The organism is Psychroserpens ponticola (genome assembly GCF_023556315.2).
Lineage (GTDB): Bacteria > Bacteroidota > Bacteroidia > Flavobacteriales > Flavobacteriaceae > Psychroserpens > Psychroserpens ponticola.
Genome location: NZ_CP116221.1, coordinates 780,781 through 802,108 on the forward strand (window position 1 = coordinate 780,781; position 21,328 = coordinate 802,108).

At 31.2% G+C, this 21,328-nt stretch carries 24 protein-coding genes; 14 read left to right on the forward strand and 10 right to left on the reverse strand.

Features of this window, described 5'->3' with window-relative positions; all coding sequences use genetic code 11:
- Positions 1–154 precede the first annotated feature (154 nt).
- The 4 genes from MUN68_RS03400 (at position 155) to MUN68_RS03415 (ending at position 4,806) form a co-directional block, all read left to right on the forward strand.
- Positions 155–961, forward strand: coding sequence for a transglutaminase-like domain-containing protein (locus tag MUN68_RS03400; RefSeq protein WP_249995315.1), 807 nt, complete (start codon positions 155–157; stop codon positions 959–961).
- Positions 962–1,033: 72 nt separating this feature from the next.
- Complete coding sequence (locus MUN68_RS03405) at positions 1,034–2,389, forward strand: O-antigen ligase family protein (RefSeq protein ID WP_249995316.1); 1,356 nt, start codon at positions 1,034–1,036, stop codon at positions 2,387–2,389.
- Positions 2,349–3,365 (forward strand): glycosyltransferase family 4 protein, encoded by a 1,017-nt coding sequence (locus MUN68_RS03410; protein ID WP_249995317.1) that lies wholly within the window; start codon positions 2,349–2,351, stop codon positions 3,363–3,365. The genes MUN68_RS03405 and MUN68_RS03410 overlap by 41 nt, the downstream gene beginning before the upstream one ends.
- 46 nt (positions 3,366–3,411) lie before the next feature.
- Positions 3,412–4,806 carry a sugar transferase gene (locus MUN68_RS03415; protein WP_249995318.1) on the forward strand — a complete coding sequence of 465 codons (1,395 nt, stop codon included), beginning with the start codon at positions 3,412–3,414 and terminating at the stop codon, positions 4,804–4,806.
- A gap of 7 nt (positions 4,807–4,813) precedes the next feature.
- Here the strand turns inward: MUN68_RS03415 and MUN68_RS03420 are convergent, their stop codons facing one another.
- Both MUN68_RS03420 and MUN68_RS03425 read right to left on the reverse strand, forming a co-directional pair.
- Positions 4,814–5,983 carry a lipoprotein N-acyltransferase Lnb domain-containing protein gene (locus tag MUN68_RS03420; protein WP_249995319.1) on the reverse strand — a complete coding sequence of 390 codons (1,170 nt, stop codon included), beginning with the start codon at positions 5,981–5,983 and terminating at the stop codon, positions 4,814–4,816.
- Positions 5,984–5,996: 13 nt separating this feature from the next.
- On the reverse strand, positions 5,997–7,067 hold the full coding sequence (locus MUN68_RS03425; protein WP_249995320.1) for a putative type IX sorting system protein PorV2: 1,071 nt from the start codon (positions 7,065–7,067) through the stop codon (positions 5,997–5,999).
- A 121-nt stretch (positions 7,068–7,188) separates the two neighbouring features.
- Here MUN68_RS03425 and MUN68_RS03430 point away from each other — a divergent pair, with 121 nt between their 5' ends.
- Together MUN68_RS03430 and MUN68_RS03435 are read left to right on the forward strand one after the other, a co-directional pair.
- Positions 7,189–7,944, forward strand: coding sequence for a CDP-alcohol phosphatidyltransferase family protein (locus MUN68_RS03430; RefSeq protein ID WP_249995321.1), 756 nt, complete (start codon positions 7,189–7,191; stop codon positions 7,942–7,944).
- Between the two features lie 22 nt (positions 7,945–7,966).
- The gene (locus MUN68_RS03435; RefSeq protein WP_249995322.1) at positions 7,967–8,860 is read left to right on the forward strand and encodes a DUF808 domain-containing protein; all 894 of its coding nucleotides are present in this window, start codon (positions 7,967–7,969) and stop codon (positions 8,858–8,860) included.
- Between the two features lie 60 nt (positions 8,861–8,920).
- Here MUN68_RS03435 and lptB read toward each other — a convergent pair whose 3' ends face one another.
- Genes lptB through MUN68_RS03455 form a run of 4 tightly spaced genes read right to left on the reverse strand, consistent with a single transcriptional unit; the run spans position 8,921 to position 11,860 of the window.
- Entirely contained in the window at positions 8,921–9,664 is a 744-nt protein-coding gene (gene lptB, locus MUN68_RS03440; RefSeq protein ID WP_249995323.1) for an LPS export ABC transporter ATP-binding protein, read from the reverse strand.
- Positions 9,665–9,715: 51 nt separating this feature from the next.
- Positions 9,716–10,075: a carboxymuconolactone decarboxylase family protein gene (locus MUN68_RS03445; RefSeq protein ID WP_249995324.1), complete on the reverse strand. Its 360-nt coding sequence runs from the start codon at positions 10,073–10,075 to the stop codon at positions 9,716–9,718.
- A complete protein-coding gene (gene tatC / locus MUN68_RS03450) occupies positions 10,068–10,895 on the reverse strand; it encodes a twin-arginine translocase subunit TatC (RefSeq protein WP_249995325.1) in 828 nt (275 codons plus the stop codon). Before tatC ends, MUN68_RS03445 begins: the two co-directional genes overlap by 8 nt.
- A complete protein-coding gene (locus tag MUN68_RS03455; protein ID WP_249995326.1) occupies positions 10,895–11,860 on the reverse strand; it encodes a KpsF/GutQ family sugar-phosphate isomerase in 966 nt (321 codons plus the stop codon). Before MUN68_RS03455 ends, tatC begins: the two co-directional genes overlap by 1 nt.
- A gap of 86 nt (positions 11,861–11,946) precedes the next feature.
- On the opposite strand from MUN68_RS03455, the gene MUN68_RS03460 reads away from it, so the two are divergent.
- From MUN68_RS03460 to MUN68_RS03480, 5 genes are all read left to right on the forward strand, one after another.
- Positions 11,947–14,148 carry an ATP-dependent DNA helicase RecQ gene (locus MUN68_RS03460; RefSeq protein ID WP_249995327.1) on the forward strand — a complete coding sequence of 734 codons (2,202 nt, stop codon included), beginning with the start codon at positions 11,947–11,949 and terminating at the stop codon, positions 14,146–14,148.
- Between the two features lie 159 nt (positions 14,149–14,307).
- Entirely contained in the window at positions 14,308–14,541 is a 234-nt protein-coding gene (locus MUN68_RS03465; protein ID WP_249995328.1) for a thioredoxin family protein, read from the forward strand.
- Between the two features lie 48 nt (positions 14,542–14,589).
- Positions 14,590–15,315: a hypothetical protein gene (locus MUN68_RS03470; RefSeq protein ID WP_249995329.1), complete on the forward strand. Its 726-nt coding sequence runs from the start codon at positions 14,590–14,592 to the stop codon at positions 15,313–15,315.
- Positions 15,316–15,319: 4 nt separating this feature from the next.
- Entirely contained in the window at positions 15,320–15,583 is a 264-nt protein-coding gene (locus MUN68_RS03475) for a DUF2024 family protein (RefSeq protein WP_249995330.1), read from the forward strand.
- Between the two features lie 53 nt (positions 15,584–15,636).
- Positions 15,637–16,245 (forward strand): MarR family transcriptional regulator, encoded by a 609-nt coding sequence (locus tag MUN68_RS03480; RefSeq protein ID WP_249995331.1) that lies wholly within the window; start codon positions 15,637–15,639, stop codon positions 16,243–16,245.
- Between the two features lie 5 nt (positions 16,246–16,250).
- On the opposite strand, the gene MUN68_RS03485 is transcribed toward MUN68_RS03480, so the two are convergent.
- Positions 16,251–16,706, reverse strand: coding sequence for a hypothetical protein (locus MUN68_RS03485; protein WP_249995332.1), 456 nt, complete (start codon positions 16,704–16,706; stop codon positions 16,251–16,253).
- A 188-nt stretch (positions 16,707–16,894) separates the two neighbouring features.
- Here MUN68_RS03485 and MUN68_RS03490 point away from each other — a divergent pair, with 188 nt between their 5' ends.
- Positions 16,895–17,827 (forward strand): peptidylprolyl isomerase, encoded by a 933-nt coding sequence (locus MUN68_RS03490; RefSeq protein WP_249995333.1) that lies wholly within the window; start codon positions 16,895–16,897, stop codon positions 17,825–17,827.
- A 129-nt stretch (positions 17,828–17,956) separates the two neighbouring features.
- Here MUN68_RS03490 and MUN68_RS03495 read toward each other — a convergent pair whose 3' ends face one another.
- The 3 genes from MUN68_RS03495 to recF are packed head-to-tail and all read right to left on the reverse strand — an operon-like array spanning position 17,957 to position 19,775.
- Positions 17,957–18,253 (reverse strand): DUF721 domain-containing protein, encoded by a 297-nt coding sequence (locus tag MUN68_RS03495; protein WP_249995334.1) that lies wholly within the window; start codon positions 18,251–18,253, stop codon positions 17,957–17,959.
- Positions 18,254–18,271: 18 nt separating this feature from the next.
- Complete coding sequence (locus MUN68_RS03500) at positions 18,272–18,694, reverse strand: hypothetical protein (protein WP_249995335.1); 423 nt, start codon at positions 18,692–18,694, stop codon at positions 18,272–18,274.
- 1 nt (position 18,695) lies between these two features.
- A complete protein-coding gene (gene recF, locus MUN68_RS03505) occupies positions 18,696–19,775 on the reverse strand; it encodes a DNA replication/repair protein RecF (protein ID WP_249995336.1) in 1,080 nt (359 codons plus the stop codon).
- Positions 19,776–19,896: 121 nt separating this feature from the next.
- Between recF and MUN68_RS03510 the strand changes: the two genes are divergently transcribed.
- Together MUN68_RS03510 and ribH are read left to right on the forward strand one after the other, a co-directional pair.
- The gene (locus MUN68_RS03510; protein ID WP_249995337.1) at positions 19,897–20,661 is read left to right on the forward strand and encodes a tetratricopeptide repeat protein; all 765 of its coding nucleotides are present in this window, start codon (positions 19,897–19,899) and stop codon (positions 20,659–20,661) included.
- Between the two features lie 6 nt (positions 20,662–20,667).
- Positions 20,668–21,150 carry a 6,7-dimethyl-8-ribityllumazine synthase gene (gene ribH, locus MUN68_RS03515; RefSeq protein WP_249995338.1) on the forward strand — a complete coding sequence of 161 codons (483 nt, stop codon included), beginning with the start codon at positions 20,668–20,670 and terminating at the stop codon, positions 21,148–21,150.
- The last annotated feature ends 178 nt before the right edge of the window (positions 21,151–21,328 follow it).

Here is a 21,328-nt window from a genome sequence, read left to right on the forward strand (position 1 = left end):
TTAACCAATTAATTGAAAATATAAATAAATAACTTGTAAAGAATTGAAAAGGAGAAGAGTAAATATTTTTTGTTATAAATTTATTTATTAGGTGTAACAAAAAAAAAAATTTATTTTTAGCCTTTGTTTTACTTATTATATGTAATATAAATTTATGATATTAAAGAAAATACTTTGGACGCTTAAACGTCATCCCTTCTTATATTTGACTAGATTTAGACTTCTGTCTAAGAATTCTAATATAAATGAGATTATGGGTTATTCCTATAATATTATTAATGACAAAAAAGATATTCCAAATTACTTTACCAAAATAAATGATACCATATTTAAGAATGATGAACAGATTTCAGACTTTGACCTCGTTAAAAAATTAGGGAATTGGTTAGTTGATAATGTAAATGGAGGACCAGGTCTTAGTGTGCCTTCTGAAGATGCCTTAAAAATAATGTTAGCTGGAAAAGGCGGAGTTTGTAGTGATATGGTACAAATCTTTAATAATTTTTGTGTTATTAATGATATTAAAGTCCGTGAATGGGGAGTGACTCGAGCACCATTTAATACAGATTATGGAGGACATTCATTTAATGAAGTATATATTAAAGAATTGAATAAATGGATAATGATTGATGTGTCTTATTGTGCTTTATTTTATCTAGATGGTGATACACCTCTATCAGTAACCGAATTTTATAAATTGCTTAGAGAAGGGAAAAAAGTCTCGTATAAAATTTTTAATACGAGTATAGCAGTCGAACATGAAAGTATAGACAAGAATTATTTAAATCCTGACAATGTACCTTTCCTTATTTGTAATTATTCGAATAAAGTATATGATTCATTTTTAAAAACATTTCGTCCATTAATTCCAATTTTTATCATACACTTTTTTTTATTTATAATTGGAAAAAGCTATAACTATAAGTTTCCTTTAGATAATTATAAAAATATATTCTCTTAAATTGTTATTGCTCATTTTGTTTATTAAAGGGTAATTCGAAAAGTTAATTAATATCAGATATATTCCAGATAGTTGAAAACTAACATTACTTATATTAGTCTAATTGCACTTCACATTCTCCTAGGAATGCTAGTCTTTTTTAATGAAACTCTTTCTAAGTTTTATTTTTTTTTAGCATTTGGATTTTTTATATATCGAATTATTTTATCTCCTAGTAGTAGAAAAACAATAGAAATTTTAAATGCTTGCGCCTATTTCGTTGGTGCCGAAGTATTTTTCCGAATGACTAAAGGCGCGTTTTCGTATGAAGCTGTAAAATATATAGTCATTCTTTTTTCTATAGTTGGCATGTTTTATAAAGGGTTATCCGGAAATAGTTATCCCTATTTTATTTATTTATTGCTTCTAATCCCTTCAATTTTTGTGGCTTCAACGACATTAAGTTTTGATGTTAATTTTAGAACTAATATTGCCTTTGTTTTAAGTGGTCCAATATGTCTAGGAACAGCTGTTTTATTCTGTTATGATAAAAGAGTAACAATGAAGCAAGTGAATTCACTACTTCTATATATGGCTTTGCCTATTGTATCACATACTGTTTATATCTTTTTATATAATCCGAGTGTGAAAGAAGTATTATCAAATACAGGTTCAAATAGGGCAAGTTCAGGTGGTTGGGGAGCAAATCAAGTAGCAACTATATTGGGTATTGGAATGTTTGTATTTGCCGCACGTTTGTTTGCAAAGTCACCATCAATAGGTCTCAAAATTCTTAATATAATCATATTTTGTGCAATGAGTTTTCGTGCCATTGTTACGTTTAGTCGAGGAGGAGTTATAACTGCCATAATGTGTATTTTGGCTTTTTTAGTCATTTATTATTCAATAGTATCGAGGCGTCAAAAAAATAATATAGTTATGCTATTTCTTATTTTTTGTTCAACAATGGCAGTAACTTGGGTAATTAGTTCTAGTGAAACAGGAGGTTTTATTGATTTAAGATATGCTAATAAAGATCACACTGGACGTCAAAAACAAGATGTTTCAACAGGACGAGGTGATTTATTTGAAAAGGAAATACAAGGTTTTATTGATAATCCTTTTTTTGGAATAGGATCTAGTCGAGCTAAAGATCAACGAATAGAAGAAGAGGGACAAGGAGTTACCTCACATAATGAAGTGAGTAGAGTTTTGGCTGAACATGGTATGTTAGGTGTTATTGTGTTGATTATTCTTATTTTTAAACCTTTAGATTTTAGATCTAGAAATAAAGGAAACTACTATTTTTATGCATTCTTGTGTTTTTGGTTCGCTACTATAAATCATTCATCAATGCGTATTGCAGCACCAGCTTTTATATATGCACTAGCACTTTTAAATGTAACTAATGAGAAACATCCTATACATAGGAAACAACTTAAACAATAAAACATCAAATTTATCTGGAATCCAAACTCTAGGACCTTTGCTGGAAACAGAAGGTTTTGTGATTCATTACGCATCTTCAAAAGCTAATAAAATCCTTAGACTTTTTGATATGGTTTGGACATGCCTTAAATTATTTAAAAAAATAGATATAGTATTAATAGATACATATAGTACTCAAAATTTTTATTATGCATTTGTTGTGAGTCAGTTTTGTAGGCTTTTAAATATAGAATATATTCCCATTTTACATGGTGGAAATCTTACGTCAAGACTAAGTAGGTCTCCTAAATTGAGTCGCTTAATTTTTAACAATTCAAAGCATAATGTGTCACCTTCAATGTATTTAAAAAATGCTTTTGAAGATGTTGGTTTTAAAAATATAATGCATATTCCTAATACCATTAAAATTGATAATTATCCACTTAGTGATAGAGCCTATGATGAACCAAGATTACTTTGGGTTCGTTCATTTTCTAAAATTTATAACCCAGAGTTGGCTGTGCATGTATTTAATAAGTTAAAAGTATTATATCCAAGTGCTAGTTTATGTATGGTTGGCCCAGATGCTGATGGGTCTCGTAAAACAGTAGAAGAATTAGCAAAAAAGTTAAATCTTAATATTAAATTCACAGGCAAATTAGAAAAGAAAGATTGGATAAATTTATCTAGAGCGTATAATGTGTTTATTAACACAACAAATTATGATAATACACCAGTAAGTGTAATTGAAGCGATGGCTTTAGGTCTGCCTGTTATTTCTACAAATGTTGGAGGTATGCCATATTTAATAGAGCATGAAGTTGATGGAATTTTAGTTGAACCTAATCAACCTGAAGAGATGAGTTCTGCTGTAGTTTCAATAATTAGGAATTCAAAAAAAAGAAACTCTTTGGTGCAAAATGCTAGAGAAAAAGTAAATATATTTGATTGGAATCAAGTAAAATTACTTTGGTTTAACGCATTAAACATTAATTAGGTGATAAACTTATTTTAACTTATTATATTTATCAATAATTTGAAAAATGACTAAAAAGAAAGGGATACATTTTGAAATATCTGAACGTAAAATTCTCTTGCGTATTTTTGATGTATTGTTCATTTTTTTTGGACTCTATCTCATTGAGTTGTTTCTTGATTTTGATTATTTAAGAATTAATAATCAAAACGGAGTCGCTTTATTTGTACTAATTTTATACATATCTATATTTGGTACTATTTTTGAAATTTACGACCTTCAGAAATCAAATAAACTTGATGTTACTTTTAGAAACATTGTAATTACTGTGTCAACTACAGTTTTGTTTTATTTGTTAACACCATTCTTTACACCATTTCTACCAGAGAATAGGCTACAAATTATTTACTTCTACTTAATTATAATTGTCATGCTTTTTTTATGGCGATTAGCTTATACTACTTTTATTTCTTCACCTCGTTTTTATAAAAAAGTACTTTTGGTTGGAGAAATTTCTAATATTGAAAACATCGTTAAGCCATTAAAAGAAACCGATCCAAATTACAAAATAATAGGATTTATCAATTGTGAAAAAGAATCTGAAGATCCAATTAAGTTTAAAGGCTTGCAAGAATTTCAGCCTAATGAACTTATGGAGGTTATTCAAAAACATAAAATCTCTGAAATCCTTGTTGCTAGTTACGATTCAGAAACAATAACAACAGAGATTTATCATGATTTAATTAATTTGTTAGAGCATGGTTTTACAATTAGAGAGTACACACAAGTCTATGAAGAAATAACGTATCGAGTCCCTATTCAGTTTGTTGGAAAAGATTTTTATAAATATTTCCCTTTTAGCAGAAGTAATCAAAATACACTTTATCTGTTTTTTCACAGAACATTTGATGTTCTCTTCTCTATAATTGGGCTGTTATTTGGAATCCTTTTAACACCCATTATATTATTGGGCAATCTCATCGCTAATAGAGGTCCTTTATTTTATACTCAAGAACGTGTTGGTAAAAACGGAAAGATATTTCAGATAACGAAATTGAGAAGTATGATTGTAAATGCTGAAAGTGATGGTGCAAAATGGGCACAAAAAAATGATGTTAGAATTACTACTTTTGGGAAGTTTTTGCGTCGCTCTAGATTAGATGAAGTGCCACAATTTCTTAATGTTTTGAAAGGTGAAATGAGTATTATTGGTCCAAGACCCGAACGACCATTTTTTGTTAATGAGCTATCTAGAATAATACCATTTTACGAAACTAGACATATTGTAAAGCCAGGGCTTACAGGCTGGGCTCAAGTTAAAACAAGATATGGATCTTCAGTTGATGATAGTCTAACTAAACTACAATACGATTTGTATTATATTAAGCACAGAAGTATTTTTTTAGATTTGAATATTGTCGTTAAAACCTTAAGTACAATATTATATTATCGTGGACAATAAAGTTGATTTAAACTCTATTGAAATATTTAAGCATATAAATATATCTGATAAATAGAGCTGTCATTAGTGGAATTAGTGCAATAGCGAATACCTGAACTCCAATAATCCAATGTAACGTCATTAAACAAAACATGATGATTAAAAATTTTAAATATTTTTTAAACCAATTTTTTACTTGTGTTTTTAATAACTGTCGAATCATTAATAGGTTTAAAGGAAATGCCCAAAGCATATTATAATTTTGAGCTGTAGCTGAATGATTTGTGCCAAACCATAAAAATAATAGCAGAATACCAATTATACCTGTCAATCCAAATAATACAACATCCAACCATCTACTAAGTCGTTTATGCTTACGATCCTTATAGGTTACAAATAGAATTAAAACCGAAATAACGCTCATTATTAGTAATGGACTCCAAAGAAATTCGTTAGCAGTGTTTTGATTTTTTCTTTTATAAATAGTAGTATTTTTCTTTACTAGATTTTCCGAGTTATTAATTTTAGTTTGACCAAAAAAATCATGAATATACTTAGGTAAGAACATCTGTTCATAAGGTTCTGCTTTTCTGTCAATCACAGAGCCTAATGCGATATCAATACCAAAACTTCCCCAAGTATTTAAACCTACATGTTCGTGTATGAGTTGCCTAAAAGTTTTTGCTTTGTAATCTGGAGATGTAGAGAATACAATGTTTTTGTCGGTAACACGTTTAGTAACATCTCTAATTCTAGTCGCACAGTTGTCATAAAAGAAGTCATAGAGGTATCGTCTGTTTTCTGGTTTATAATTATTGACGAGATAGTCGTAAAGGTGTTGTTTTTCTGAAGATGATAAATTTAAAACCTGCTCATCTATAGTTCGATCATAATACTTATAGATTTTATAAAAATTAGAAAATGAATGTTTACTAATGAGATAATTAAGTTTGCCTTGAGCAAATTTTAAATAAAAATTAGGTGTGTCAAAATCATATTCTCCATAGCCATAAACAACATCTAAGCCTAATTGCTTGTCTTTTATTCTGAAACCATTATGACCAAAAGCATCATTAAGATTATCACCAGGACCAATTGTTAAAACTGATATTTCTGCTTGATTAGATAACTGTCTTTGTTGACCAAATGTAGCTATAGAAAGTAATACAGATAAAAAAAATAATACGTTTAGCTTCATAAGCACCTATTCACTATCTAAAGATACTAAAATCGATTTTTACGGAAAACACATTACTATAAAGCGCAACACTTTGATCACCTATATCTGTAAACGCATAATCTACATAAATCCCATTGTATTTAAATCCTAACCCTAAACTCGGTTGAAAGGTGAGGCTTTCGGAGTTATCTAATTGTAATTCATTTTGAAAATTCCCAACACCAGCTCTTAAAAACACTAAATCTGTATAACCAAATTCAAACCCTAAAGCAGGATTAAAACTTGCAAAAGAGCTAGAAATAAGATCATTGTTTTGTTCAAATCTTACGTTTAAATCTAAAGAGGCTAATAATGAATAATCATAATGAAAGATGTATTTCTTAGACATTCCAATTTGTAATTTAGGAATGGTCAACTCAGTACTTTCAGGAACTGTTTGGTTTTGACCTTCAATAGCATCTTGAATGTCTTTAAGCTTATCGTCATCAAAAGACCAAGCGTTAAACGTTGTAGTAATATCTCTTGCCATGATGCCAAATTTCCAATCGTTTTTAGATTCAAATTGGACACCTAAATCTAAACCAAATCCCCAAGAATTAGCAAAATCACCAATAATTCGTCGAACAACTTTTGCATTCACGCCATAGCTTAAACCTGGAATTGGTAAATTCCTAGCATAAGAAATTGTTAAAGCATAATCTGCAGTTGAAAATAGACTTACACGATCATAATTAACATTTCCTTGGTCGTCAATTAACTGTGTCGTGTCTAAAATATCATCAACACCAAAACGAATTAAGGATACACCAATGGCACTTCTATCATCTATAGGTTTCGCAAAAGCAATATAATTGTAATTGGCAATATTTGCAAAGTAGCTAGAATGCATAACCGATAATTGATTGTCCTCCAAATGAAGTAGTCCTGCAGGATTCCAATATCCCGAATTTACATCTGAAGTATGAGAAACTACAGAGTTGCTCATGCCTAGTGCTGCCGCATCAACACCTATATTTAAAAACTCATTTGAGTATTTACGAACAGTTTGAGCAGAGCCTACCAATGTCATTAATGACAGTAGAAAAAGTAAGTATTTTTTCAACAGCAAAATTTTTACAAATATGCATAATATTTTTCATCTATTAAACTGCAAAATGATGTAGATATTGCATACAACTTGTATAAGTCAGAAATAGTTTGCTATTTTTACAAAAATTGAATGCATGTCTATAAATAAGTACATTCCTAATTTTGTAACACTTCTTAATTTACTCAGCGGAAGTATTGCTGTTGTATTTGCAGTTCATAATAATTTCGTGGCAGCTGCTCTATTTGTTTTTCTTGGTATTTTCTTCGATTTCTTTGATGGTTTATTGGCTAGAAAACTTAATGTTCAAAGCGAATTAGGAATACAGCTTGACTCTTTAGCAGATATGGTGACTAGTGGATTAGTACCTGGAATTGTTATGTTTAAATTGATGTCTATGAGTGTTGAAGCACCTGAAATGATGCCAATTCAATCGTGGAATTCTAATTTTAATGTCTCAAATATGCATATAGAGCCAATTGCTCTAGTCGGATTGTTTATTACACTTGCATCTGCATATCGTTTAGCAAAATTTAATATTGACGAAGACCAACAAGCCTATTTTAAAGGACTTCCAACTCCTGCAAATACATTGCTTATCATGTCATTGCCTCTAATTATTGAATTTCAGAATAGTGATATTTTTATGTCATTAATTTCCAATCTGTGGTTTTTAATAGTATTAACTATTGTGAGTTGCTATTTACTGAATTCTGATATTAAACTTTTTGCCTTAAAATTTAAAAATTTCGATTTTTCAGATAATAAATTCAGATATATATTGATTGTTTTGAGTATTCTTTTAATGGTGCTTTTTCATTTTATTGCAATTCCATTAATTATTATTCTTTACATTGTACTTTCGATACTAAAAAATGCAACAACTAAATAATTTATTTAATTAACTAAAACTAATGGCATCAGGGTTTTTTGCATTATTAGATGATATTGGCGCACTTATGGACGATGTAGCCGCTATGAGTAAAATTACGACTAAAAAAACAGCTGGTATTTTAGGTGATGATTTGGCTGTAAATGCAGAAAAAGCTTCAGGTTTTGTGTCCTCAAGAGAGATTCCAGTGCTTTGGGCAATAACCAAAGGCTCGATGCTAAACAAACTCATTATTCTTCCATTGGCATTTTTGTTAAGCGCATTTTTACCCATAGGAGTAATAGTTATCCTTGTATTAGGTGGTGTGTATTTAGCTTACGAAGGTGCTGAGAAAATTTATGAATATTTTGTACCACATCAGCATGAACATGTTGTTGAATTGAATGAAGACTTAACTGAAGAAGAGCTTTTGGTTTTAGAGAAATCTAAAATAAAGTCTGCTATTTTTACCGATTTTATCCTTTCGGTAGAAATCGTAATCATCGCTTTAGGAACTGTAGTTGGAAAAGAATTATTGTTTCAGATTTTAGTAGTTTCAATTGTCGCTGTTATTGCTACTGTAGGAGTTTATGGAATTGTTGCACTCATTGTTAGAATGGATGATTTTGGTTTTCGATTGATTAAAATGAGTAAAAATAAAAAAGGAGTTGCTTTTGCAATCGGAACTCTTCTCGTGAAAGCATTGCCAATCATAATTAAAAGCTTATCTGTTATAGGAACTATAGCTTTACTTTTGGTTGCAGGCGGAATATTTATACACAATTTAGATTTTTTACATCATTTCTTGGAAGAACTCCCATCAATACTTAGAGATTTTATTGTTGGATTGTTAGTTGGTATAGCTGCACTTGTAGTGGTTAAACTGATAAAAAAAATGATAAGTGTTATTTTTTCGAAAAAGGCTAGTAGTAAATAATTGCTAAATACTATTTGGCTTTTAAAATAGCAAGTAGATTAAATTATTACGAATGGAATTCTAGAAATGCAATTTCTTCTTGCGCAACTCAAAATTCTGACCTAAGTATACTTTGCGTACCATTTCATCATTAGCTAGTTCTTCAGGTTCACCAGCTTTAAGAATACTACCTTCAAACATCAAATACGTTCGATCTGTAATCGCTAAAGTTTCTTGAACGTTGTGGTCCGTAATTAAAATACCAATATTTTTTTTGGTGAGTTGGGCAATAATTCGCTGAATATCTTCAACAGCAACAGGGTCAACACCAGCAAATGGCTCATCTAATAAAATGAAATCAGGATCTGTGGCTAAAGCCCTAGCAATTTCCGTACGACGACGTTCTCCACCAGATAATAAATCCCCTCTGCTTTTTCTAATGTGTCCCAAACTGAATTCTTCAATTAAAGATTCCATTTTGTCTTGCTGCTCTTTCTTACTAAGCTTTGTCATTTGTAATACACTCAAGATATTATCTTCAATGCTTAACTTTCTAAATACAGAAGCTTCTTGTGCCAAATATCCAATTCCATTTTGAGCACGTTTATACATTGGAAACGATGTGATTTCGGTATCATCAAGAAAAATTTGACCACCATTTGGCTTAATAAGACCAACAATCATATAAAATGATGTTGTTTTACCTGCACCATTTGGTCCTAGTAATCCAACAATTTCTCCTTGATTTACTTCCAAAGACACATCCTTAACGACTTTTCTTCCGCTATAGGATTTCATCAAATTATCGGCTCTTAATTTTTTCATGATTGCTAAAATAGTAAATTTACTAGGACAAGCTTTTTCTTTATTAAAAGTTTAACTCTCCGAAGTTGTTTGATCTTCTAAAGCATCCCAATACTCATAAGCACGTCTTAAGTGCGGAATTATTATAGTACCACCAACTAAAGTTGCTATACTTAAAGCTTCAACGACTTCTTCTTTTTTTAGTCCCTCTTTATGAGTGGATTCTAAATGATATTTAATACAATCGTCACATCTAAGTACTGTTGATGCAACAAGGCCTAATAATTCTTTAGTTTTTTTATCTAAAGCACCTTCAGCAAACGCATTGGTGTCTAGATTAAAAATACGTTTAATAATTTTATTATTATCTGCTAAAATAGCATCATTCATTTTTGAACGATAGGCATTAAATTCAGAAACTACATCAGACATTGGCTTTCTTTTTTTTATTTAGGTTTCGTAAAACAACTTTAGAGATATAAATACTTACTTGGTATAATACTAAAATAGGAATAGCAACAATAACTTGACTTGCTAAATCTGGAGGTGTAATTATAGCAGAAAGCACTAGCACAATAACCAATGCAAATTTTCTGTATTTTTTCAAGATTTGTGGTGTAACCAACCCAACTTTTGTTAAGAAATAAATAATGATTGGTAACTGAAATACAAGGCCAGAGGCTAAACTTGATGAGCGAATTAATGAAATATAAGAACTGATATCAAACTCATTTGAAATTTGATCATTTACACTATAATTTCCTAAAAAATTAATAGATAATGGTGTCACTATATAATAACCGAATAACACGCCTAAGAAAAATAAAAATGTAGTCATGAAAATAAAACCTTTAGAATATTTACGTTCACTACTGCGTAATCCTGGACTAATAAAGCTCCATAACTGATAAATTACATAAGGGAAAGCTAGTATGAATCCAGCAAAAATAGAGGTCCAAATATCAGCTGAAAATTGGCCACCCATAGTTCTACTCTGAACTCTAAATGGGAATTCTGTAGCACAAAACGTGGTGTCATTTATCCCTATAAATTGCGATACTTGACATAACCATTTATAGGTTGGGAAATCCATACGCTTAGGCGCAAAAATAATATGTTCGAAAACGAAACCACTAAAAATAAATGCAACAGTAGCACAAATTAAAATCGAAAGTGTGATTCGTATTAAATGCCATCTTAGTTCTTCAATGTGATCCAAAAAAGACATTTCTTTGGTATTTGTTTCTCCCATTATATAATGCCTTCTTTTATTAGGTTATGAATATGAATGACGCCTGCGTATTCTCCATTTTTTTCAACTAAAAGTTGCGAAATTCCATGTTCTTCCATGAGTTCCATGGCGTCAATTGCCATAGCATCTTCATCTATTCGTTTTGGGTTACTTCCCATAATGTCTTTGGCGCACAAGTGAATAAAATCTTCACTCTTTGTAAGCATCCGTCTTAAATCTCCATCTGTAATAATTCCAGCAATTTTATTGTTGTCAACTACTGCAGTAACGCCTAGCATTTTTTCTGAAATTTCAACAATAACATCTTTTGCAGAAGTATTTAATTCAACTTTAGGTTTCTGGTTAACTGATGATAAATCACTCACACGCATATATAAACGTTTTCCTAAGGCTCCACCAGGATGATATTTTGCGAAATCTTGGCTAGAAAAACCACGAAGTTCTAATAAACAAACAGCTAAGGCGTCTCCCATAACCAATTGTGCAGTTGTACTTGTGGTTGGAGCTAGGTTATTCGGACAAGCTTCTTGCTCAACAAATGTATTAAGTATGAAATCTGATTGAAGTGCTAAAAACGATGTGTGATTTCCAGTAATAGCGATCATTTTATTTTTAGCATTTTTAATCAAAGGCACTAAGACTTTGATTTCGGGTGTATTTCCACTTTTTGAAATACATATCACGACATCATCTTCTAAAATTAATCCTAAATCGCCATGAATGGCATCTGCAGCATGCATAAAAACAGCTGGAGTTCCTGTAGAATTTAGAGTTGCAACAATTTTATTTGCGATTATTGCACTTTTTCCAATACCAGTAATAATGACACGACCTTTAGAATTGTATATTAATGAGACAGCGTTTGCAAAGTCCTCAGTTAATAAATGACTGAGATTTGCTATAGCATCACGTTCTAAATCTATAGTTTTTCTAGCGGTTTCTAGGATAGATTGAATACTGTTCAAAATTAATTTTTTTTGAGTTTGATGGGTTTAAAGAAATTGTTATCTTTAGTCTTATGCAAATGTATCAAAAATACTAATAGGGATTAATGAGTATAAAAGAAATTGATTTACATTCTGCACTAAAACAATACTTTGGATTTTCAAAATTTAAAGGCCTTCAAGAGAGTGTCATTGAAAGTGTTGTTACTGGTGAGGATGTATTCGTAATAATGCCAACAGGAGGCGGGAAATCAATGTGTTACCAGCTTCCAGCATTAATAAAAGAAGGTACAGCAATTATTGTATCTCCATTAATAGCTTTAATGAAAAATCAAGTTGATGCCATCAGAGGGATTTCCGATGAAGAAGGTGTCGCACATGTTTTGAATTCTTCATTAAACAAAACTGAAGTCAAACGCGTTAAAGAAGATATCACAAATGGTGTGACCAAACTTCTTTATGTTGCTCCAGAATCACTAACCAAAGAAGAACACGTTGAGTTTTTGCGAACGGTTACGATTTCATTTATGGCTGTTGATGAAGCACATTGTATTAGTGAATGGGGACACGACTTTAGACCAGAATATAGAAACCTGAGGCATATTATAAAACGCATTGGTGACAATATTCCTATCATAGGATTAACGGCAACTGCAACACCTAAAGTACAAGAGGATATTTTGAAAAGTTTAGATATTACTGATGCAACCACATTTAAAGCATCATTTAATAGACCAAATTTATACTACGAAATACGCCCAAAAACTAAGAATGTAGATGCTGATATTATTCGATTTGTTAAGCAAAATGAAGGAAAATCTGGAATTGTATATTGTTTAAGTCGAAAACGAGTAGAAGAATTAGCACAAGTTCTTCAAGTGAATGGTGTAAAAGCAGTTCCTTATCATGCAGGTTTAGATCCAAAAACTCGTGTCAAACATCAAGATATGTTTCTAATGGAAGACGCAGATGTTGTTGTTGCTACCATAGCTTTTGGAATGGGAATCGATAAACCTGATGTGCGTTTTGTTATTCATCACGATATGCCAAAAAGTATTGAAAGTTATTATCAGGAAACTGGTCGAGCTGGACGTGATGGAGGTGAAGGGCATTGCTTAGCATACTATGCGTATAAGGATATTGAAAAACTTGAAAAATTTATGTCTGGGAAACCTGTTGCCGAACAGGAAATCGGACAAGCACTACTTCAAGAGGTAGTTGCTTTTGCTGAAAGTTCAGTGTCCAGACGAAAATTTATATTGCACTATTTTGGAGAAGAGTTTGATAATGCTACTGGCGAAGGTGGTGAAATGGATGATAATGTTCGCAACCCTAAAAAGCAACATGAAGCTAAAGGAGAAGTCATTACTTTATTAGAAACCGTTGAAAAAACAAAAGAAAAATATAAATCTAAAGATTTAGTTAATGTTTTAATTGGTGCATCTAATGCATTAATTTCTTCTCATAAAACAGATGCTTTACCTTTCTTCGGAATAGGAAAGGATAGAGATAAACGCTATTGGATGGCACTAATTCGTCAAGTTTTAGTGGCTGGTTTCTTAAAAAAGGATATTGAAACGTATGGTGTATTACGCATGCCACAAGCTGGTCACGACTTTATAAAATCACCTAAATCGTTCATGATGACTGAAGATCATGTGTTTGATGAAGGCTCTGATGATGGCATTATTACGGCATCTAAAGGTGGAGGTGGAGTCGCTGATGAGAAATTAATGAAGATGCTTAAAGATCTTAGAAAACGTAATGCTAAAAAATTAGGTGTTCCTCCTTTTGTGATTTTTCAAGACCCTTCATTAGACGATATGGCTTTGAAATATCCAATAACCATTGAAGAGTTAAGTCATGTTCATGGTGTTGGTGATGGTAAAGCAAAAAAATATGGTAACGATTTTATTCAGCTGATTTCTACCTATGTTGAAGAGAATGATATTATGAGGCCAGATGATTTTGTTGTTAAAAGTACTGGATCAAATTCTGCAATAAAGTTATATATCATTCAAAATGTAGATAGAAAGTTACGCTTAGATGATATTGCGTCTTCTAAAGGGATGACGATGACCGATTTTACTAAAGAAATGGAGGCTATTGTGTTTTCTGGGACAAAACTTAATATTAACTATTGGATTGATGAAATTTTAGATGAAGATCAACAAGAGGAAATCCATGATTATTTTATGGAATCTGAAACTGATAAAATTTCTGATGCCATTGAAGAATTTGATGGTGATTATGAGGAAGATGAACTTCGTTTGTATCGTATTAAGTTTATGAGTGAAGTCGCTAATTAATCTTTTTATTCCTGAAACCTAATAATTTAGTAGTGTAATGTATTTATATTCAAGTATTTAGAATTTAAAACTGATATTTTATATGAATTTATTTTATAAAGTAAGGAATCCTAACTATATTTGAATTGCAATAATGCAATAATTTTTAAATATAGTAAAATGAATAAATCAATTTTTTATCATGCAGGATGTCCGGTTTGTATAAGTGCAGAACATGACATCATTAATTTAGTCGGTTCAGAAAATGTTGAAATTGTCAATATTGGAGAAAATCAATCAAGAATTCAAGAAGCAGAAAGTGCAGGAGTAGAATCTGTTCCAGCTTTGCTAACACCAAATGGAAATATATTACATATCAATTTTGGAGCATCATTGATTGATGTTAAAAGTTGATAGACGATAAATAGTTAGGATTCCTTAATATAGTAAAAACAAGCAATTATGAAATCAATTATATCAATAATTACAGCAGCCTTATTTTCAAGCATAACATATAATACTTGTGCTCAAATAGGCAAATACCACAATGAAGACTTCAATATAAATGAAGTAAATGTTTCACACCATATCGATCTAGGTATTACCGTTTGGGAAATAACAGTATATGGTAAAGCTGCGCAAACGACACCAATAAAAGCTGGTCAATTAGATGGAGCTCCAGTATTAGGATATGTGTTTCCTACCAGTTTAAAGCCCATAGATGTTGGTTTTAATCAAACGGAAGGCATTGTAGCGCTTGCCTTAACCTCTCATCCAGATTTTGATGATACGCCATTATGGGATGAGAATAGCGACAATATTTATAATAATGATGGTATTGTATGGCATCCACATTGGGTCGTCTTGCATGAAGATAAAAGAGTTGCTGGCGGACTTTCAGTTAAACAATTTCAAAAAGCAGACGAAACCGTTGTTTTGCCACCAACTAATCCTGGAATGCCAATGTATATGGATTCACCTGGTTATCCTGTAACTGCAAAAATGAATACCATTAAAGTTGTAGTTCCAGATTATAGAATCAATAATAGAACCGATTTTAATTATGATGGTGTTACCGCATTTTTGAAAGTTAATACGAGTAATACAGAACTTCCAATGCTTGGCGTTTATGAAGTCTTTAGTATTGCTAGTGGAGATTTGTCATTGCCTTATAAAGTAAAACAGTAAGCTTATGAAAGTTTCAGTTTGGGATACTTATGTTCAAAGAAAAGACGGAAAAACTATGCATTTTGATATTTTAGTACCTAGTAATTTTAAGAATGAAACACAGATTATAAGTTTTGGGAATTCTTATTTATCTGCTAAGACATTTGAAACTAAAAGCCTCACTGCAGACATTTGTAATTTTTGTCATATAGAAACAGCACCAGAATCAGTAGTTGATGATATTTCAAAAAAAGGATATTCCATAATTGAATTGAAAAACTGTAATTAATTTAATTAGGATGACTAACTTTGCCTGTCGACATAAATTCGGCAGGCTTTTTTATGATGGATAACAGTGTTTTTAATCCCAATCATCAGGTAGAAGATCTTTCAAGTAAAATTGTTTCAGGTCTTGAGCGTGTGTCTGAAGTATTTAAAGTGTTACTTTGGGAAAAAGCTAAACAAGTTGGTTTAAGTCCGATACAAATTCAAATTTTAATTTTTGTAGCTTTTCATAAACAGGATTTATGTAATGTGAGTCATTTAGCTAAAGAATTTAATGTTACAAAACCTACAATTAGTGACGCGGTTAAAATTCTCGATAAGAAACAATTGATTTTAAAAGATTATTCTTCGAGCGATAGCAGAAGTTATAGTATTCACTTATCTCAATTAGGAACTCAAATTGTTTCAGAAACTCATGATTTTGCATCTCCTCTAAAGTTACAAATCGATAAATTTAATAAGGTAGAACTTGAAAATATTTTCAAAACGTTGAGCGAATTAATTTATAAATTGAATCAAAATGGAACGTTAACAATACAGCGTACATGTTTTGGTTGCAAATATCATCAAAAGCAAGGTGATACAGATTATTGTAAATTACTAGAAAAAGAATTATTAAATGAAGATATTAGGCTAGATTGTCCGGAATTTGAAGAAAAAAGTTAAGATTTCTATTCTTCCTCATCACTTAATTCATATATAGAGAACAAGATGTTTTCTTGTTTTGAAGTTAAAATAAGTTGCTTTATGTTAGCTCGATCTATTCTTGCTGCATCAACTTCCTCAATTTGAAAATCTATTTTCGAAATACTTCTATTTGAAACACTAGAATGATCAGATTCTAACTCTATCATATCAGAATTTAATACCAATTCAAAATCATGGCCCAAAACTTTTAGTTGTGCACCTTTAACTGTTTTAACATGAAACGTTCCAACGATAACAGTTTGAAAAAAATAGTAACCTCCTAATTCGTTAAGTCCTGCATAAAGCACATTAGATTCTGAAATAGCAAAAGGATCATTGTCAATATCATTAATAATAGCATTAGTATGATCATCAACTTGACCTTTTTTTATGGTTTTAGGTTTTCCGAAAGCTGACTTTAATTTGGTGATAAAGCTCATGAATAAGAATTTTAGGTAAAATTAGTTTTAATAATGACTTGTACAAAATTACAATAGATAATAATTTTTTGGTAATAATGCAATATTACGATGATAAAAACACGTGACTTCATTTCTAATTTCATAAATCCTAATTCGGATATCATAAATCATTGTGTATCTTTGCACCTCAATTAAAATAAAACAACATGAAAGACGGTTTATACGCAAAATTTAATACGACAAAAGGCGAAATTTTAGTCGCTTTAGAATTTGAAAAAACACCAGGAACAGTAGGTAACTTTGTTGCTTTAGCCGAAGGTAATTTAGAGAATTCTGCTAAGCCTCAAGGAACTCCTTATTATGATGGATTGAAATTCCACAGAGTAATTCCTGATTTTATGATTCAAGGTGGTTGTCCACAAGGAGCTGGTACTGGAAATCCAGGTTATAAATTTGATGATGAGTTTCATCCAGATTTAAAACATGATGCTCCAGGAATTTTATCTATGGCAAATGCTGGACCAGGAACAAACGGAAGCCAGTTTTTCATCACTCATATAGAGACACCTTGGTTAGATAACAATCATACTGTTTTTGGAAAAGTACAAGAAGGACAAGATGTTGTTGATGCGATTTCGCAAGATGATGCTATTGAAACGTTAAAAATTATAAGAGTTGGAGCTGCTGCCGAAAACTTTAATGCAGTTGAAGCATTTAGAACTTTTGAAGGTTCAAGAGAAAAGCGTGTAGCTGCTGAGCGTGAAGCTGCAAGAGCTGAATTAGATAAATTAGCTTCAGGTTTTGAAGAAACTAAAAGCGGATTGCGTTACCAAATCATTCAAAAAGGTGATGGTACATCTGCTGAAGCTGGTAAAACAGTTTCTGTACATTATAAAGGACAATTAGCTGATGGTACTGTGTTTGATTCGTCTTACAAAAGAAATGCACCTTTAGATTTTCAAGTAGGTGTTGGTCAGGTGATTGCTGGTTGGGATGAAGGTATTTGCCTTTTAAACGTTGGTGATAAAGCACGCTTGGTTATTCCTAGCGATTTGGGTTATGGTTCTGCAGGAGCAGGAGGTGTAATTCCACCAGATGCTACTTTGGTATTTGATGTAGAATTGATGGATGTAAAGTAAGCAAAGAGCCAAATTTTGTTTAAGCAAAACTTGAGTGAATCGGTTTATCCCGAACTTGTTTCAGGACTCATTTGAATAAAAGAAAAGCACCTTTATAGGTGCTTTTTTTATGTCTTAATTTTTAGAAGTCTAACGTAAGACTAATTTGTAAATAGCGTCTTTACCTAAAGATTCATTCAACATTTTAATGATTTTTTCCTTACCATAACTTAATTCTTCACGTAATACACTTGAACTTAATTGTACATAAAGTACGTCGCGTTCTAATATAATATTGGTAGTATAATTATTTACACCATTGCCCATCATTTTTGCCCAAGCTTCTCTTACATTGACTTTGTCTAAGCCAGTTTGTAGATTATTAGCATCGACAAATTCCTTTAAGATATCACTAATGGGTTGATTGTCGTTATTGCGTTTTGCCATGTCAATTTTAATTAAGTCTTACTCTAAATTTAAAGGTACATACCGTTTATAAAGGTACATATCTTTATTGGTATTTATGATTAATAATTTGTCTTTATCAGCATTCAAAACGGTTTCTTTCCAATTTGAATAAAGTGTAGAATACATAAGATGTAAGCTATCGTTTTCTATTTTAACCTCAATTCGTTCTTTGTCAGTGGACGTTTCATAAGTGCCAGATAAATTTGGTTTCAACTTTGTTCTAAATCCAATTAAACCATCTGTGATTTCAATATAATCAACCGTGTCATTGTAATTATATGATTTTTTTGAACCATCAGAAAGTGTTACTTCTTCAATTTCCCAATACCCATTAAGATGAGGTACAAAAGATTTTGGGTCTTTTGAACAACTTAAAAATATAAGTATTAAGACGAATAAACTAATTTTTTTTATATTCATATTATAGTTTAAAAATTTTATACGATTGATGAATTTGCTTGACTACATTTTCCGTACGTTCAGCATGTGTGTCACTTATAAATAATTGACCGAAGTCCTTATTATCAACCAAACCAATAATTTGAGCGACTCGTTGTTCATCTAATTTGTCAAAAATATCATCTAAAAGTAATAAAGGTGTGACACCACTTTGTTGTTTTACAAAATCAAATTGGGCTAATTTTAAAGCAATTAAAAATGATTTTTGTTGACCTTGACTGCCAAATTTTTTAATTGGATGTGTTTCAATTTCAAAACTTAAATCATCTTTATGAATGCCTACACTAGTATATTGCAGAGCTTTGTCTTTATTAATGCGTTGCATAAGAAGTGCATTTAAATCATCTTCATGCAAATCACTTTTATAACTAAGGTTTACAATTTCGTTTTTATTACTTATAGCTTCATAACGTTGTTTGAAAATAGGAATAAAGGCTTCTAGAAATTCAGATCTTGTCTTAAATATTTCTGAGCCATAGGTATGAAGTTGTTCATTATAGACCTCTAAAGTATCTAGGTTGAATGTATTATTTAATGCGAAATATTTCAATAATGCATTTCGTTGTGATAACACTTTATTGTAGCTAATTAAATTGTTAAGATATCCTTTGTCACTTTGTGAAATCACACTGTCAATAAACTTTCGTCTTGTGTCACTTCCTTCAATAATTAAGTCACGATCTGCTGGAGAAATGATAACTAATGGAATAAATCCGATATGGTCACTAAATTTTTCATAAGCTTTTCCATTGCGTTTAATCATTTTTTTTTGACCTCGCTTAAGCGAAACTATAATTTTTTCGGTACGTTCGTGCTTATCAAAAATCCCGTCAACTACAAAAAACTCGGCATTATGTTTTATGTTTTGAGTCGCTACAGGATTAAAATAACTTTTCCCTAAAGATAGGTGATATATGGCGTCTAGGACATTTGTTTTGCCAACTCCATTAAACCCAACAAAGCAATTAATCTTATTGTCGAACTCAAAATCTTGACTTTCAAAATTCTTGTAATTGACCAAGCTAAGGGTTTTTAAAATCATAAAACAGACCGGAATATTTGTGTTTGGGTTTAGTTTAAAGTAAGAAGAAGTAAAAATAACAAATAATTTACCTTTTAAATCCCAATAAAAATTTTATTTTTGCGGGCACAAATATAGAATTATGGCAACATATAAGAAAAGAGGTTACAAACCAAAAACTAAAGAAGAGAAAGTTGAGGCTATCGAAGAAAACTCAACAACTGCTGAAGTTTTTAATACCTTGGATGAAGGAGCTTCTAAAGCTGAAGATTGGGCTGTTAAGAATCAGAAGAATATTTTCATATTAATTGGTCTTGCTGCTGTTATAGTTTTAGGTTACTTAGGGTATAATAAATTTATAGCCGAACCTAAAGCAGACGAAGCTATGAATGAAATGTTCACAGCTCAAAAATATTTTGAGGAAGCGGTTAATGGAACTGCTAAAGATTCATTATATAATCTAGCACTTGCAGGTGGAGAAGGAAAATATGGTATGTTAGATATTGTTAGCGAATATGGTAGTACACGAGCTGGAAATTTAGCTAACTATTATGCAGGAATAGCATACTTAAATCTTAAAGATTATACAAATGCTGTGAAGCACTTAAGTGATTTTAAAACTGATGATGCAGTTTTAGGACCTGTTGCTAAAGGAGGAATTGGTGATGCATTTGTTCAATTAAATCAGCCTGAAGATGCTTTAGGTTATTATGAAAAAGCTATTGCTGGTTCAACAAATGAGTATACTACACCAATGTATTTGTTTAAAGCTGCTAATGTTGCTTTAGGACTTGGACAAGCTGATAAAGCTTTGGGATATTTCAAAAGAATAAAAGAAGAATTTTCAAGCGCTGCTGAAGCTACGAATATTGATGTCTTTATAGGAAGAGCAGAGGCAAAGAACTAATATACTATGGCTACTGCAAACCATAACTTATCTAATTACGATAAAAGCACAATCCCAAACGCGAAAGATTTTCGGTTTGGGATTGTTGTTTCAGAATGGAATGATAATGTGACAAACGGACTTTTTAAAGGGGCTTTAGATGCTTTATTAGATTGTGGAGCATTACCTGAAAATGTCATTAAATGGGATGTGCCAGGAAGTTTTGAGTTAATTTATGGCTCAAAAAAAATGATAGAACAAAATGTAGATGTTGTTATTGCTATTGGTTGTGTGATTCAAGGCGAAACAAAACACTTCGATTTTGTCTGTGATGGTGTCACTCAAGGCATTAAAGACTTAAATTTGACCACTAACACTCCTGTGATTTTTTGTGTGTTAACCGATAATAACATGCAGCAATCTATAGATCGTTCTGGAGGTAAACATGGTAATAAAGGTACAGAAGCAGCTATTGCTGCAATTAAAATGGCAGATCTAAACTTGAAGTAAGTTTATTTAACTGGTTTTAACTCACTTGCCAACTTCATTATTGTTAACAATTTTTAAGACTTCAAAACTTATATTTCCTTGTAAATTCAGTACTTTTGAGATATAACATCTATTAGGTTTTGTAGTGAGCTTATTTCAGCAACAAAAAAATAAACGCTTCAGTTATATACCTAGGCAT

What these genes read in the sequence shown, in the direction of transcription:
- MUN68_RS03410 (WP_249995317.1), top strand. Translation starts at nt 2,349, where the DNA reads ATGAGAAACATCCTATACATAGGAAACAACTTAAACAATAAAACATCA.
- MUN68_RS03495 (WP_249995334.1), bottom strand. Translation starts at nt 18,253, where the DNA reads ATGGCAAAACGCAATAACGACAATCAACCCATTAGTGATATCTTAAAG.
- MUN68_RS03400 (WP_249995315.1), top strand. Translation starts at nt 155, where the DNA reads ATGATATTAAAGAAAATACTTTGGACGCTTAAACGTCATCCCTTCTTA.
- MUN68_RS03445 (WP_249995324.1), bottom strand. Translation starts at nt 10,075, where the DNA reads ATGTCTGATGTAGTTTCTGAATTTAATGCCTATCGTTCAAAAATGAAT.
- MUN68_RS03430 (WP_249995321.1), top strand. Translation starts at nt 7,189, where the DNA reads ATGTCTATAAATAAGTACATTCCTAATTTTGTAACACTTCTTAATTTA.
- MUN68_RS03435 (WP_249995322.1), top strand. Translation starts at nt 7,967, where the DNA reads ATGGCATCAGGGTTTTTTGCATTATTAGATGATATTGGCGCACTTATG.
- tatC (WP_249995325.1), bottom strand. Translation starts at nt 10,895, where the DNA reads ATGGGAGAAACAAATACCAAAGAAATGTCTTTTTTGGATCACATTGAA.
- MUN68_RS03500 (WP_249995335.1), bottom strand. Translation starts at nt 18,694, where the DNA reads ATGAATATAAAAAAAATTAGTTTATTCGTCTTAATACTTATATTTTTA.
- MUN68_RS03485 (WP_249995332.1), bottom strand. Translation starts at nt 16,706, where the DNA reads ATGAGCTTTATCACCAAATTAAAGTCAGCTTTCGGAAAACCTAAAACC.
- MUN68_RS03470 (WP_249995329.1), top strand. Translation starts at nt 14,590, where the DNA reads ATGAAATCAATTATATCAATAATTACAGCAGCCTTATTTTCAAGCATA.
- MUN68_RS03420 (WP_249995319.1), bottom strand. Translation starts at nt 5,983, where the DNA reads ATGAAGCTAAACGTATTATTTTTTTTATCTGTATTACTTTCTATAGCT.
- MUN68_RS03460 (WP_249995327.1), top strand. Translation starts at nt 11,947, where the DNA reads ATGAGTATAAAAGAAATTGATTTACATTCTGCACTAAAACAATACTTT.
- MUN68_RS03480 (WP_249995331.1), top strand. Translation starts at nt 15,637, where the DNA reads ATGATGGATAACAGTGTTTTTAATCCCAATCATCAGGTAGAAGATCTT.
- MUN68_RS03510 (WP_249995337.1), top strand. Translation starts at nt 19,897, where the DNA reads ATGGCAACATATAAGAAAAGAGGTTACAAACCAAAAACTAAAGAAGAG.
- MUN68_RS03415 (WP_249995318.1), top strand. Translation starts at nt 3,412, where the DNA reads ATGACTAAAAAGAAAGGGATACATTTTGAAATATCTGAACGTAAAATT.
- ribH (WP_249995338.1), top strand. Translation starts at nt 20,668, where the DNA reads ATGGCTACTGCAAACCATAACTTATCTAATTACGATAAAAGCACAATC.
- MUN68_RS03465 (WP_249995328.1), top strand. Translation starts at nt 14,308, where the DNA reads ATGAATAAATCAATTTTTTATCATGCAGGATGTCCGGTTTGTATAAGT.
- recF (WP_249995336.1), bottom strand. Translation starts at nt 19,775, where the DNA reads ATGATTTTAAAAACCCTTAGCTTGGTCAATTACAAGAATTTTGAAAGT.
- MUN68_RS03490 (WP_249995333.1), top strand. Translation starts at nt 16,895, where the DNA reads ATGAAAGACGGTTTATACGCAAAATTTAATACGACAAAAGGCGAAATT.
- lptB (WP_249995323.1), bottom strand. Translation starts at nt 9,664, where the DNA reads ATGAAAAAATTAAGAGCCGATAATTTGATGAAATCCTATAGCGGAAGA.
- MUN68_RS03475 (WP_249995330.1), top strand. Translation starts at nt 15,320, where the DNA reads ATGAAAGTTTCAGTTTGGGATACTTATGTTCAAAGAAAAGACGGAAAA.